The 13,524-nt window shown below is 60.5% G+C and carries 9 protein-coding genes and 2 pseudogenes; 5 read left to right on the forward strand and 6 right to left on the reverse strand.

Going from position 1 to position 13,524, the window contains the following annotated elements; genetic code table 11:
• Window positions 1–20: 20 nt before the first annotated feature.
• From ACVWYQ_RS30920 to ACVWYQ_RS30930, 3 genes are all read left to right on the forward strand, one after another.
• A complete protein-coding gene (locus tag ACVWYQ_RS30920; protein ID WP_456726709.1) occupies window positions 21–689 on the forward strand; it encodes a DAPG hydrolase family protein in 669 nt (222 codons plus the stop codon).
• 69 nt (window positions 690–758) lie between these two features.
• Complete coding sequence (locus ACVWYQ_RS30925; RefSeq protein WP_456726710.1) at window positions 759–1,973, forward strand: amino acid ABC transporter substrate-binding protein; 1,215 nt, start codon at window positions 759–761, stop codon at window positions 1,971–1,973.
• On the forward strand, window positions 1,966–2,346 hold the full coding sequence (locus tag ACVWYQ_RS30930) for an ABC transporter permease subunit (protein WP_456726711.1): 381 nt from the start codon (window positions 1,966–1,968) through the stop codon (window positions 2,344–2,346). Before ACVWYQ_RS30925 ends, ACVWYQ_RS30930 begins: the two co-directional genes overlap by 8 nt.
• 180 nt (window positions 2,347–2,526) lie before the next feature.
• Here the strand turns inward: ACVWYQ_RS30930 and ACVWYQ_RS30935 are convergent, their stop codons facing one another.
• From ACVWYQ_RS30935 to ACVWYQ_RS30945, 3 genes are all read right to left on the reverse strand, one after another.
• The gene (locus tag ACVWYQ_RS30935; RefSeq protein ID WP_456726712.1) at window positions 2,527–3,381 is read right to left on the reverse strand and encodes an endonuclease/exonuclease/phosphatase family protein; all 855 of its coding nucleotides are present in this window, start codon (window positions 3,379–3,381) and stop codon (window positions 2,527–2,529) included.
• A gap of 103 nt (window positions 3,382–3,484) precedes the next feature.
• A complete protein-coding gene (locus ACVWYQ_RS30940; protein ID WP_456726713.1) occupies window positions 3,485–3,613 on the reverse strand; it encodes a hypothetical protein in 129 nt (42 codons plus the stop codon).
• Between the two features lie 96 nt (window positions 3,614–3,709).
• Window positions 3,710–7,063 carry a P-loop NTPase fold protein gene (locus tag ACVWYQ_RS30945; RefSeq protein WP_456726714.1) on the reverse strand — a complete coding sequence of 1,118 codons (3,354 nt, stop codon included), beginning with the start codon at window positions 7,061–7,063 and terminating at the stop codon, window positions 3,710–3,712.
• 1,288 nt (window positions 7,064–8,351) lie between these two features.
• On the opposite strand from ACVWYQ_RS30945, the gene ACVWYQ_RS30950 reads away from it, so the two are divergent.
• Complete coding sequence (locus tag ACVWYQ_RS30950) at window positions 8,352–10,613, forward strand: DUF2235 domain-containing protein (RefSeq protein WP_456726715.1); 2,262 nt, start codon at window positions 8,352–8,354, stop codon at window positions 10,611–10,613.
• Window positions 10,614–10,776: 163 nt separating this feature from the next.
• Here the strand turns inward: ACVWYQ_RS30950 and ACVWYQ_RS30955 are convergent.
• Window positions 10,777–11,022 (reverse strand): annotated as a pseudogene (locus ACVWYQ_RS30955) (catalase); the annotation flags it as partial.
• A 63-nt stretch (window positions 11,023–11,085) separates the two neighbouring features.
• Window positions 11,086–11,727, reverse strand: coding sequence for an HD domain-containing protein (locus tag ACVWYQ_RS30960; RefSeq protein ID WP_456726716.1), 642 nt, complete (start codon window positions 11,725–11,727; stop codon window positions 11,086–11,088).
• Between the two features lie 105 nt (window positions 11,728–11,832).
• On the opposite strand from ACVWYQ_RS30960, the gene ACVWYQ_RS30965 reads away from it, so the two are divergent.
• Window positions 11,833–12,825, forward strand: a complete 993-nt coding sequence (locus ACVWYQ_RS30965) for a GlxA family transcriptional regulator (protein WP_456726717.1) — start codon at window positions 11,833–11,835, stop codon at window positions 12,823–12,825.
• 175 nt (window positions 12,826–13,000) lie between these two features.
• On the opposite strand, the pseudogene ACVWYQ_RS30970 reads toward ACVWYQ_RS30965, so the two are convergent.
• Window positions 13,001–13,380, reverse strand: a pseudogene (locus ACVWYQ_RS30970) (hypothetical protein); the annotation flags it as partial.
• Between the last annotated feature and the right edge of the window lie 144 nt (window positions 13,381–13,524).

Raw genomic sequence — 13,524 nt, forward strand, 5'->3', positions numbered from 1 at the left:
ACGAAATTGGAGAGGGAAGGATGACCATGCGATTTGAAGATGCCAACGACATGCTCAAGCCTGGCTATCTGCCGTTCGAATCTGGTTATCAGGAGATCGAGGACGGCAAGTGGGTCGTTGCGGGCTTGACCCGCATGCCAGGCTGTCGGGCCAAGATGGTGAACTGGTGGTTCGGCTGGCTCGGTGACATCGACTGGTATCGGCTCTGGCATCCGACAGATCACGTCTACAGCGGTTGGGAAAATCGTACGAACGGCAAGTACGTCGGCGCCTCGCATCTGGTGCATGAATATCTTGGTGGCAGGGATGGCCCGCTATTCAAGCTTCGTATCGATTTTCACGATCCGTCAGAGACGTTCGACGATGCCCGTTATAAAGCCTCGGGCATGCTCGCAGTTTGCGCGCGGCCGGGCCTGCTGGAAGCGCCAATCCACACCGGGCGGATGTGCCACCTGGTTCGCGACACCGACTATGGCTGCGAGATGCGGTCGCGCTTCTGGCTAGGCATGATCGCACACCGCGACCCCACCGTCACGATACCGGACGCCCAGTTGCAACAGATGCGCGCTCAGAACCTCAACGCGGAATTCACGCGCAGGCTGCACCAGCACTGCGTCGAGGAGATGGGTTACCTCGCCGAAATCCTGCCGACACTCTACCGGCGCGTCACGCTCGACAACGCCGGCTGAACACCGGCGATCCATAAGACAGGGAAAACGCACAATAGCCGACCAACAGACCCTTGGAGGGAACATACGATGAGAAAGACCGGAAGGACGACCGTCATTTGCGGGTTTGCCGTTGCCGCGCTGGCGCTCGGCGTCGCTGCAGCGGACGCCGCTGACGAGATCGTCATCGGTGCCTCGATCCCGCTGTCCGGGCCACTCGCCGGCTTCGGCAGCTTTCAGCAATGGGGCTACAAGCGCGCGGTCGACGAGGTGAACAAGGCCGGCGGCATTGCCGTCAACGGCACCAAGCGACAGGTCAAGCTCATCATCCGCGACGACAAGACCGATCCGGCCGTCACGGCCGCCAACACCGAGACCTTGATCTCGCGCGAGAAAGTAGTCGCGATGCTTGGCTCCTGTACCCCGGCACTGGTCAATGCTGGCGCGCTGGTCGCCGAACGTGCCAAGAAGCCGCTCGTCACAGGCTGCGACCCGCTCGAGGCATTCAAGTCCGTCCGCAAGTGGAACTATGTCTGGGACCTGTTCTTCCACGAGCCCGAGCTTTCGGCGGTGCAGTTCAAGGCGCTGGCCGATCTCGGCGCGCAGACCAACAAGAAGCTCGCGATCTGGCACGACAACGGCCCGGACGGCAAGGTCGTCGGAGGCAAGCTTTGGCCGGCCTTCGCCAAGGAGTTCGGTTACGACGTGGTGCAGAACGCCGAGTTTCCGCCGGACAATACGCAGTTCACGGCGATCATCGGTGAAGCCAAGAGCAAGGGTGCCGAAGTCGTGCTGGTGGACGTCATCACGCCGCAGGCGATCGCGATCCGCAAGCAGATGGCGGCGGCCGATTACAAGCCGAAAGTGCTTAACATCGAGAAGGGCGCAGAGCCGGTGCAGTTTGCCGAAGCCTTGGGCAAGCTCTCGGACGGTGTGATTGTCGGCGGCTACTGGGATCCAAGCTTCCCGTATCCGGGTGCGGCTGATCTCGCAAGGGCCTTCGAAACAGAGACGAAGCTGTCCTCGAGCCAACATATTGCGGACTCGTATGCTGCAGCTCAGGTCCTGCTTGACGCCATCACGTCAGCCGGCTCGATCGATCCGGAGAAGATCAACGATGCGATCCGGGCAACCGACAAGACCTATGTGGTCGGCCCAATCAAGTTCGACGAATTCCACACAGCCAAGTCTTCCTGTGGTTTCGCTGCAGTGGCAGGGTGGCAAGACCGTTGTGATCTGGCCGAAGGACGTCAAGACCGGCGACTTCCTGTTCCCGCTGCCGTGAGGTCGACGCAGCATGTATGACATCGGAATCATCTCCAGCACGATCGCTGCTGGCGTGTTGCTTGGCGGAATTCTGGGTCTCACCGCGCTCGGACTGTCGATCGTTCTCGGGGTCATGCGGCTCGTCAATCTCGCCCATGGCGACTTCCTGGTGGTCGGTGCCTATGCCGGCCTCTTCTTCCTGCAGTTCAGCGGCATCGATCCGCTGCTTGGCCTGCCGGTGATCGCGCTCCTGCTCGGAGCGCTGTCGATACCGCTCTATCGCTTTCTTCTTGCGCCGCTTGCCGACCGCGGCGCTGAGGCGCAGATGATGACCATGTTTGCGATCTCGATCATCCTCGAAAACATTTTCTGCAAAGAAACAGAATGTTATCGCCTTCGGCGCATAAGATGAAAGAAGGCATTGCCGCTTCCGCGTTGCGGACCGGGCTGCCGTAAACGGAACCGCGAAGACACGTCTCCGAAATTCGGCTTCCATCCCTCGCGCAAGGCATAAGGTATCGCTCGCCGGAGGCGCGCGGTCCGGTTTCCGCCGCTTCGCGTCGGCGCCAGGCTGACCCTCCCTTTGATTTCCTTACGGCAGCGAGAAGGTCGCGACGACCGGCCGATGGTCCGAATAACCTTGAGTCTCGCGGTTACAGTAAGCGGCGGTGCGAAAGAGGATCTCAACGCTTACGGCTGAAGGCCCGAGATTGCTTGTGTGATAAACCTGATCAAGCATCGAATTGAATTCGGGATCGCACTGCGTCTTGATGGGAATTGACGGCGCATTCCACACCAGTCCTCCATCCTCGACCAGCTTCCGGAAGGCTGGAGCCGTGACCTGTTCCGGGGTCTGTCCGGGCTCGATCGGAATATTCGTGTCGCCGAGCAGAATGACGGGCGCATCCTGCTTCTTGATCCAGGCCGCCAGCAAACTTGTTTGATGCGCGCGCTGGTCAGCGCCTTCCCCGCAGCATTTCAAATGCACCGTTCCGACGTAGAATTCCTTCCTACTCGGCACATGCTGTAGACGAAGAAACAGCGCCCCGCGCAGGCGCCAATCGGTGCGGCCGTACTTGCTGCCGTCGTCACGCGACCGGAGCGCATGGAATTCGACGGTCTCCAACTGCCGGAAGATGTCCGTACGGTAGAGAATCCCAAGATGATCGGATTGCCGGTCGGTGTTGACGCCGCTCTCGCTGAACACAAAGCGCCATTGCTCGGGGCGGACGCCGCGGGCAGCATCGCGATAGAGCTTGACGGCCTCATAGTCCTCGACTTCCTGGAGCGCCCAAATATCGACATTCGTCACTTGGCCGATCGTCTCGGCGACACGGGCAGGTTGCGTGTCGTCATCGGACTCCGTGTTGAAGGTGGCGACGCGAATATCGAACGCACTTGCGGTCGATGAAACGAACAGAGCCGCGGACAGAATAATCCAGCGCATGACAAACTCCCTTGTTCAACCTCTGGGCTTCGGCTCACGCCGAGGATGTTCAGCTGCACCCGATCGCCGGGATAGAAACTGGCTTTGGGTGTCGTCGCCTTCTTCAGGTCGTCGTTTCCGGCTTGAGATGATTTCCAGAAGCGAGGTCAACGTCAATGGCATTGCCCTGCGATCCGGCGTCCGTCATCCCGCCGTCATTCATTTCCGCGATTTGAAGGGCAGTCGTTTGCATCACCCGGCTATTTCCTGAATTGCCCAAGCCGCCTCGCAGTCGGAAATCGCGTACTTTACGGCTCACCAGCGCAGTGACAAGCCGGACCACCGAGTGCTAGCGATTTCGTGGCCTAAAGGTAAATCGGGCCGCCTCGGAGAATGCTTCTGTGAAGCGTTCGCTGCCGCCCATTCGATTTTCAAAAATAGCATCGTGCCGCACCACGTTTTCTGAAGATGAGAGACCCGTGCCGCTGACGCGGGTCTCCGCAGGGTTGCCGTTGGAGGCGGCAATGTAGACGGCGCGTACGGCAGTGAGCACGGCAGAGCGCATTCCTTCCTGGTCGAGCCGATCTCGCAGCGCCGTCTGTTCTTCATCCAATTGGCCGACGGCGTCGCTGTCGGCCAGTACGCAGTTCACGAGCGGATGCCGGCCGGTTAGCGGCACTTGCCTGTTGGCAACGTCGATGAGCAACGCTGCGGTTTCGGTGGTCAGACCAACCTCGCAAGCAAGTGCAAAGAGCAAATACGGATAGAGCGGCCTCGCGCCGCTGCGCCCATGCTCCAGATCGGGGATGCCAGTTGATCCCCGCATCACTCTGATCAAGCGATAAGTATTGACGAGGCGTTTGAGGCCACGCGGTGATTTTCCGGCGAGCGGCGCCATGGCAGCCAGCGCCCGGCGTTCGGATGGCGACATAGTGGCCTGCCGTTGCGTCTGGCGCTGGCGGAGGGTGGGATCAGGCGTGGCATCCACCGCTTTCATCGCACGGCTCGCCGTCGATTGAGTTGAATGTCTGGACTCATCAGTGCCGGGCTCCTCGCCTTTGACGACAGACGCATCGATGCCGTTCACGAATGTTTCGACCGTAGCGGAACTGCCGATAGGACGCATCCAGATCGGCAGCTGAAAAATCTTCTCGAGATAATCGGCGACGGTAGCGCCAGTGGCTTGCGGCGCCTGATCCGACCCCCAGGGCGCGGCGAGTTGGCCGCTATAAACCTTGCCCACGGCGCGATGCAGCCAGCGCGCGTCTACCGCAACGACGACGACGAAGAGATCGAACGCAAGAAGAAGGTGGATGGCTTGCAGCACCTGAACGACGTGCTGCTCAGAACAGCGGTCCAGATCATCGATATAGACGACGATGCGCTCGATGTCGGGAATATGTTTCAGGTCGACGGCCTTCCCGGTCGTGGGATCGCTAACTTCTTTACCCTCGATGACATCACGTTTGTCGCGCATGATCTGCTCAAGGGTCTGGAAGCAGCGCCTGACCGAAGCCAGAAGGCCCAGCTTCTTGCGGATCTCGGCGAGTTCCGGCGAATAATTGATGAAGTAGCGAAGCAGGCCCTCGCGTGATCGTCCCTCTGCCGCAACGCTGTAGGTTGTGGCAAATTCCGCCGCACGCTTCTGCTCGGCAAGCATGCTCTCAAGCTTCTCGCGTTCCTGCCGGACGGTGTCGGCAGCTTCACGCCGCTTCTTGTTGAGCTCAGCCTCCTGGTTTTCTTTGCGGGCGAGAAACTCCGCCGCCAGCGCAAGGATCGGCGTCGCGCGGCGAATCCCGACGCCGGCCGTGCCAACCAGGGCTCCGAGCGCCGTCAGGAACGGGGCTGCACTGACAGTTTGGGTCCAAACGTCGCGGAAACTACCCGGCCCCAGGAGCCAGACGGCGAAGCCTGCGACCATGAGAAGCAGAACGAGAGCGACCGGGATACCGAACAGCGCACCTCGACCGAGACTGCGACGAAGCACAATGAAGAGAAGCGCGGTGCGTCCGGGCAGTTCAAACAGCCCCGACAGCAGCGCCGATAATTTCTTGGGATCGCGTTCGCTGGCGGGCACGCCAGCCGCCTCCAGTATGCCTTCGAGTTGCTTTTTGTTTTGCTCTGCTTCGTAGTTTTCTTTGACCTTGCTCGGGTCCGCCATTTCCGTCTTGCTGAGCTGCTTAGGCTTAGCTTTGGCGAGGAGCTCACCGACCATTTCGCTGGCGACAGTGGCGGTCACGGGTTCGTTCTCAAGCTTCGCCAGAGTGGTTTCTGCCGCGTGCAAAGTCGCGCGCTGGAGGTCGACATTTGCGGCAACCTGGGACCCAGCCTCTGTATCTTTACGCAGTCGCTTGGCGATTTCCGTAATCAGACCTTTGCGCAGCTTGCCATCAGCCTTCTCGCGTCCGTCGATCGTATCGGCGATTTGTTCGAACAGTTCGGCCGTGAGGGAAGCCCAAAGGTTTTCAGCATCGGCATGGCTCCAGGCGTCGAAATTGATCTGAACAATTTTCTGTGCCGTTGGAGCGGTATTCTTCGGTGGCGTCTGGTCAGAAATCCGGTCCTTGAGCATCCGAAGGAGGGTGCTTTTGCCGGAGCCCCATGGGCCGAATACGCCGACTGCGACCGGTGGCTTGAGATCCCGAAGCATGAGAAGATCGGCAATTGCCGCAGCATCGCTACCCGTGTTCAGCAGGTCGGCTTCCGTCCGGTCATTGGCGAAAGCGTGCGTTTCGCCAACGGCTTGCGCGGGCGCACTGGCCCGCCGCATCTCGTCGATGATGGGGGCCCAGGCCTCCAGACTATCGCCGAGGTCCACGTAGTGCCTGATTTCCTCAGCCACGATGTTGGACAGAATGTCACGCCACCGTGCGAAATCCAGGCCTGCGGACGTGCAGGCTACGCGGCCGATCTCTTCAAGTATGAGGGCCGCGAGGAAATGCCGGACCCCGCCTTCCGCGAACCTGTTGTTGGTTCTTTTGCGAAGCGACGACATGGCCAGCAATATGGCCACGAGCTCAGGGCCAACGATGATCCCATTGTCGCTCTCGATTGCCGGCTCATCGGGATAAGCGAACTCACCGAGTTTAGCCGGCCTGTCTCCATAGTTTTCGGCAATCTGCGGAAGAAAGATGCGCGGCCTTTCGCCCATACCGTAGCCGATCCGAGGATGCAGCAGAGTATCAAGCACCTGGTGTGGCCTCAGGATTTTCTCGTTTCCAAGCCGCGTCGCCGCGACACGCAGCACACGATCGAGGTTTACCGATACGTAAGGGGCGCTGCCATGGGTACTGCTCTCTGGCCACATGAAACCAAGAATGTCCCGCAGGAGTACGCCACGGCCACGCGCCGCCTCCAGCGGATCGTCTACAGGCTCGCTGCCAGTTACCTTGGGAGCAGCTGGCCCTTCGTCGGCCGCTCGGATCGCATTCGTATCGGGTTCTTCGGCTGCTGGTTGCCGGTCGTTCGGAGCCGCGTGGCGGCCCTCCCCGCGGCGCAGGTTTGCCAGTTCCTCTTCGAGCTCGAGCTGAAGCTGCGTCTTGTCCCAGGGCGCATCCTGAGAAGACAAAGATTCAAGACCGTTGAAATCTCCCTTTGAACCTGACGTTGTGACATGAGGCTTGTTGCGCGCTGCTTCGAGCCTGAAAATCTCTCTTTCCAACGCCGCCATCCGCTCGCTGACGCTGTTCGTGCGTTCTTGCATGACTTGCCCTGATGCTCGTCCTGGAAGCGCTCTAAAATTCGAAATGCGTAAGGCGCTCTAAAACTGGAAATGCGTAGTCAGGCAGGCAAGGGAATTCGATGTTCCTCACTAGCCGCTGCACGAAGCCTACGCTACTATCAAGGACTGCGCCAGCGTAAGTAGCCCGCGAAAGTTGCGTAGCCGTTTGCTAGCCGGGGATCACATCTGAATGGGTGATGAGACGGACGTGCGGCGAGAAGCGTCGTCAGTACCGCCATGCCGAGACGTGTTACTTCCGAACTCCAATTTTAGCGGCACGCTGTTTTGTGAATATTCAACTGGGGCGCATCCGCTTCGCGGACCGCGCTGTCGTGAACGGAGCCGCGGTAAGAGAGTAAGGACGCGTCTCCGCCATCCGGCTTCTATCCCTTACGCTTCATTCAGCATCGCTCGCCGGGGCTCTCGCATTGAGGTCGCCGCCAAGGCATGCCAGCGTGCTGTCACTGCCCGAACAGGGCCTTTTAGACGGGTATTACAGTTTCATCCGCGTCGGCTCGCACAGCGTTTTGTCCCTTCGCGCGGTTCTGCTATCAGTTGGCCACGCCAGATTGCTAAGGGCACGCAAGCACAAGCGTTTTCTATGAATGCATATCTGCCGAACATTTCTGCGATCGTTGAACTCTTCCAAAGCCAATACGGCTACTTAGCGTTTCACGGGCAAGCCACGCTAAGTGTCGCGAGCGACGCCGCATTGTCTGCGCTTGGGACCTCCCTGTTGGCCATCATTGCGGCTCAGCGATTGCCCTTCTTGACGCCGACACTGTCGTCGCTCTCCGCAATCAGTCAATCTTTTCCACTTCAGCGATCGCTCCCCTCATACTTATTGTACTGGGATTGAGTTTTTGGACGAAGGTCTTCAAACAGCAATTCGAAGGCTATTCGTGCGGCCCGACCCATATCTATTCTCCCCGGGAGCGCCGCGCGCGTCTCTCCAAATTGACATGAATGAATAAAAAGAGCCCTTGAGCGCCCAATCGAGAGCTTGGGCAAGCGAAAGGCGGCGCAGGTGCTGCGGCTGCCGCTGCGGGCGCCGCAGGCCGCGCTTGCCGATAAAGGCCGATCAGCTGAGGCTTGGCACGTCCCCGCAGCAGGTAGCCAGGGGCCGGTGTTCGCCCTCCACAGCGCGGGGCGGATGGCCCTCATGAGCTCGCTATGCCCGCGCCGGTGAAACGTCTATCCAAGGTTGAATTCCTCCCGGCACCTGTTACGCTTGCTGCATTCACTAAATCTTTTCAGGGAGGGCGCCCGCATGGCCAGCCCCAAGATCATTATCCTGTCTGACGGCACCGGCAATGCCGCCTCAAGTGTCTGGCGCACAAACGTCTGGCGGATGTTCCAGGCGCTCGACCTGCAAGGCAACAGCCAGGCCGCGAAATACGACGACGGCGTGGGCACCTCCTCCTTCGTGCCGCTCGCTGTGGTGGGCGGCGCATTCGGGTTCGGCCTCAAACGCAACATCCTCGACGCCTACAAGTTCATCTGCCGCAACTACGACCACCAGACCTCCTCGAAGATCTACCTCTTCGGCTTCAGCCGTGGCGCGTTCACCGTGCGCGTCCTCGGCGCGCTCATCCTCCAGCAGGGCCTGGTCGTGGCGGATACCGAAGCGGAGCTGCATAACGGCGCGGTCAAGGCTTACAGGGCCTACCGGGCCAAGGGCTACCATTCGATCTTGCAGATCGAGGTGGTCTTCCGCGCCTTGCGCGACTACGTCCTGGTGCCGGTGTTCGACCTCCTGCGGGGCAACAAGCCGTATGCCGAAATCGTCCGCAAGGACATCCCATCCATAGAGTTCATCGGCGTGTGGGACACGGTCGCGGCCTACGGCCTGCCCATGGATGAGATGACGCGCGGCGTCAGCAACTGGATCTGGCCCCTTGAGCTCCCGAATCGAATCTTGAACCCACGTGTCAAATGCGCAAGGCACGCACTTGCGCTCGACGATGAGCGGACGACTTTCCATCCCGTGCTCTGGACCGAGGAAGGCGAATCCAAGCCCGCGGTCCCCACCACCATTGACGACGAGCGCCTGGTTCAGGTCTGGTTCGTCGGTATGCACGCCAACGTGGGCGGAGGTTATCCCGACGACGCTGTCTCGTTCGTGCCGCTGTCCTGGCTTGTCGACGAGTCCGTCAAGCGTGGTCTCGTGTTCAAGGAGGCTCCCTTCGCAGACCCCGACTCCATCAAGCTAATCAATTCAGCGCAAGACAAGGATGGCCGCCTTTATGACTCGCGGGCCGGCCTCGGCTCCTACTACCGCTATGGTCCGCGGAAGGTCTCCGACCTGTGCAATGACCCGGATGTGGGCGTCAGCGTCAAGCTGCCGAAGATCCACGAAAGTGTGTTCGACCGCATCGACAGCGGCTGCAATGCCTATGCCCCGATCGGCTTGCCGCCGGAATACCTCGTGGTTTCCCGCAACGGCAAGCTCACGCCGCTCGGGCCGACGACATTCGAGACGCCAGCGGGCGCGACCGCCCGTTTTGCGGCACAGGAGAAGCTCTGGAATTTCGTCTGGATGCGTCGGCTGGTGTATTTCGCGACCCTGGCCGCCACGCTGCATCTTGCGGCGTTCTGGCTGTTCCACGACCGCATCAAGGAGCATGAGTTCGAGTCACCGATCCGGATGGTTTCCGAATTGGTGCGGTTCATCGAATCCTTCCTGCCGAAATCACTCCACTGGTGGACGGACTGGTACGCCGCGAACCCTGAATGGTTCGCCGGCGGCATCGCCGCCGTTGTCGTCCTGATGGTTCTTGGCGGCAGCCTCAGCGCCAAAATCAAGGACCGGATGCGGCTTCTTTGGCGAGACCGTGCGGCGCCAGTGCCGCTCTCCGGTCTGATGCACGACGCCATTTACGCGTTCAGGACCCACCCGGCCTATCAGTTTGTCATCCGCGCCGGGAAACGGCACGTCCTGCCCCTGCTTCTGGTGGTGGCGATGGTCTGGGTTGGCGCGACTCTCGCGAGCCATTTCCTGTTCAATGTTGCGGATTCGATGGGGGCATTCTGCAAAGGCACCGTGGAAGCCTCGCTTATCCCCGTCAACAAGGGCATAGAACAAGACGGCGCAGACTTTGCGACCTCGGCGATCTGTGCGCCGACAGGCCTCAAGGTCTTTTCCGGTCGCTCGTATGAGATCAGGATCGCGGTCACCGAGCCTTGGAACGACGCCGAGCGGCCGACCACACCCGCTGGCTTCCGGACCTCCACCGTCGAGTTTGTTAACCGGTGGAAGTTTCGCAGCGCCATTTTCCTCCGCCGCATCCTGTTCAGGCCCTGGTACCGCATTATAGCTCGGGTGGGCGAGACGGGCGTGGACGAGTATTTCCTTGATCCCATCCCGCTTCCGAACACGACACCGCAGACGTACAAGGCAACGTTCAAGGCTGCACGCAGCGGTGAGCTTTTTCTCTATGTCAACGACGCGGTGATCGGCCTGCCATGGCTCAGCGATTCGTTTTACCCGAACAACGGAGGCAAAGCGAAGGTGACCGTCAAATTGCTGTGAGGCGCGCCCGGCCAGAGCATTTCCTCGACTCGCGTAATAGTCGCTGGGCCGATTTCAAACTGCGTCATTGTGGATCTCTTTAACGTTTGCTTCTTCCCCAAATTGGAAATGCGTGATCGTAAAACAGAAACGGTAACGGAGCTCGCTCGAACGACTACGTGTTGGCGAAGATCCTCGCCTTGGTATAGCGGGTAATGTCGTGCGTCACAGTGAAGGTGCCGAAGGCGCCGGAGCCCTTGGCGTGCATACGCCGCTCGGGAATCACCTCGCGATCGAAATGGGCCAGCTTTTCGATCAGCCAGACGTCCTGGAGAAGGGCGGGGCCGCGGCGTCCCGCCGTCAGGATGTTCAGGTTGTCGCTGACCGGCGCGCCGGTGGCGTGGGTGAGATGGGGTGGGTTGTCGCTCATGGGACGATTCCTGATGCGTGATCTGAACTGAAAAGGCGGCGGGGCCACGCAGCGTAAAGCCGCTCAGCCGTGCCAATGCGAGCCGCGGATGACGCTGCAGAAATTGCCGCGATGGAAATGCGGCTCCTTGTCGGCGATGACGTCGGCCTTGACGTTGCCGAAGGTCGTATCCGGCTTGTGCTTGATGCCGTCGTAGAACGCCTGGATGATGTCTTCCTTGAAGTGCGGCGTTCGCGGAAACGCCCGCACCACCGCCTCGCGTTCCTCGTCGGAATAATCCTTGTAGGTGATCCCGAGCACGTCCATCTCGACACCGGCGGTCACCAGGGCGACGACGGGATGCATATGCTGCGGCACGCCCGGGGTGGTGTGCAGCGCGATTGCGGTCCAGACGGTGTAGGCGTCAGCTTCGGAGATGCCGTGGCTGCGCAGGAAGTCACGGGCTGCGTGCGCGCCGTCCACCTCGAACCGTTCATGCTTGCTGGCATGGCCCGGCATCACGCCCAGATCGTGAAACATCGCACCGGCGTACAGTAGCTCGCGATCAAATTTCAGGCCGCGACGGATGCCGGCCAGCGCGCCGAAATGGTAGACGCGACTGGAATGATTGAAGAGCAGGTCCGTCTCGGTATCGCGGATATAGGCGGTGATGGCGCGCGCCAGCTCGCTGTCGGGAATTGCGGCGGCCTCGGTGATCTCTCGCATGATGGTCTCCTTGAAACTTCTTCTCGCCAGCAAGCTAGGACCGGGGTATCCTGTCCGCAATTGACGTAATACGGCTAGAACGGACAAATACCGACCGAGGCGGCCATGGGCGCGAAACCGAAATCGAGAACCGTTGTGATCGTTGCGCTCCCCGGCGTGCAGCTTCTCGACGTCGCGGGTCCTCTGGACGTCTTCGCCGAGGCAAACGTGCAGGCCGGTCACGAGGCCTATGTGCTTTTCGTGGCGGGAGCGGAGCCGGGGCCGATCCGTAGCTCCTCAGGCGTGCGGCTGATGCCCGACCGGATCATCGATCGCGGCTTCCAGGAGAGCATCGACACGTTGTTGATCGCCGGGTGCCCGAATGCCGCCGACGTGCCGGCCGACGGCGTGGTGACCGACTGGCTCCGCCGGCGGGCCGCCAAAACCCGGCGCTACGGGTCGGTGTGCTCGGGTGCGTTCTTCCTGGCGGCGGCGGGCCTTCTCGATGGCAGACGAGTCACGACGCATTGGGCGGTTGCGAACCGGCTGGCCGAGAAATTTCCGTCGGTCGCTGTGGACAAGGACGCGATCTACGTCACCGACGGCAAGCTCCGCACCGCCGCCGGCGTAACCGCGGGGCTGGACCTCGCGCTCGCCCTGGTCGAGGAAGACCTGGGACGCGAGACGGCGATGAAAGTTGCGAGTCAGCTCGTCATGTTCTTCAAGCGCCCTGGCGGACAAATGCAGTTCACCCGCACGGGTGAGACCGTCCCGGCCGGCCGCGCCGCGCTGCAGGAGTTGCAGCGCTGGGTTGCCGCCAATCCCGGACTGGATCATAGCGTCACGAGCTTGGCGAAGCGTATGGATATCAGCCCGCGTCACCTTGCACGGCTGTTCCGCGCCGAAGTCGGCATCACGCCTGCGACCTGGGTTGAGGAAGCCCGCATCAATAGGGCGAGGCGCCTGCTGGAACTCGGACATGAGCCGCCCAAACAAGTGGCCCTGCATTGCGGATTTGCCGATGCGGACACATTGCGCCGCGCTTTCGTCCGCCACGTCGGCGTGACGCCTGCCGAATATCGCAAGCGCTTTGCACGTATCGCCAACGATGCATTATAAGGGTTTTGCGAGCAAGCAGTCTACCTGATGACGCGCTTTGCCTGTCTTTCACTTGCCGCGGAGATAACCAGATTCGGCTTCGTCATTTGCAATCGTTGCAAGCTTGCTCGAACGTACGCAGCCGATTTTCGGTCGCCGCAAGCACCTCTGCCTGCCGGATCGCCGTAGTCACTTAAACATCGACGATGATCGCGTTCTCGATATCGATCAGGTAGTTCGAGGATTAGGCGAAGAAGGCTTGGCCATCGTGAGCCCACGTCCAGCGCGCGACGGGGTCGTAGGGCGACACGAAATTCGGAGTGACTTCGGTCGCTGCCCCGAAGGCTGCATCGTCGAGGACAGATACTCGTCGATGGCTCGTCCGGCCCCTCTCGGTGGAAGTCCCTTGTCGCCTTCGATGCCCTTCACGTCAACAAACCTGTCGATCGACCTGAGCAGGTGATCGGTGGAAATATGCTTCTCAAATGAGAACTCGTAGAACAAAGCGGAATGCTCGACCTGCCGATCCCCATCATGATCTTCAGTCCTGCAAACTAGCCAGGCTGAATCACTGATCTATCTGCGCCGCAACAGCCGCCTTTTTCAACGGAATCGGCCGAAGCGGACTTCAGTTCGTTAAAGAGGCGCGCGGCTGGCGGATCTGAAGCGTACCTGAGCACGACCGCTGCGTGAGCGCCTCACCGATCCGGGGTTACTCCT

This window comes from Bradyrhizobium sp. USDA 3397, assembly GCF_054060965.1.

Bases quoted from the DNA above. Each gene is read 5' to 3' on its own strand.
- ACVWYQ_RS30920 (WP_456726709.1), top strand. From the start codon at position 21: ATGACCATGCGATTTGAAGATGCCAACGACATGCTCAAGCCTGGCTAT.
- ACVWYQ_RS30925 (WP_456726710.1), top strand. From the start codon at position 759: ATGAGAAAGACCGGAAGGACGACCGTCATTTGCGGGTTTGCCGTTGCC.
- ACVWYQ_RS30930 (WP_456726711.1), top strand. From the start codon at position 1,966: ATGTATGACATCGGAATCATCTCCAGCACGATCGCTGCTGGCGTGTTG.
- ACVWYQ_RS30935 (WP_456726712.1), bottom strand. From the start codon at position 3,381: ATGCGCTGGATTATTCTGTCCGCGGCTCTGTTCGTTTCATCGACCGCA.
- ACVWYQ_RS30940 (WP_456726713.1), bottom strand. From the start codon at position 3,613: ATGCAAACGACTGCCCTTCAAATCGCGGAAATGAATGACGGCGGGATG.
- ACVWYQ_RS30945 (WP_456726714.1), bottom strand. From the start codon at position 7,063: ATGCAAGAACGCACGAACAGCGTCAGCGAGCGGATGGCGGCGTTGGAA.
- ACVWYQ_RS30950 (WP_456726715.1), top strand. From the start codon at position 8,352: ATGGCCAGCCCCAAGATCATTATCCTGTCTGACGGCACCGGCAATGCC.
- ACVWYQ_RS30960 (WP_456726716.1), bottom strand. From the start codon at position 11,727: ATGCGAGAGATCACCGAGGCCGCCGCAATTCCCGACAGCGAGCTGGCG.
- ACVWYQ_RS30965 (WP_456726717.1), top strand. From the start codon at position 11,833: ATGGGCGCGAAACCGAAATCGAGAACCGTTGTGATCGTTGCGCTCCCC.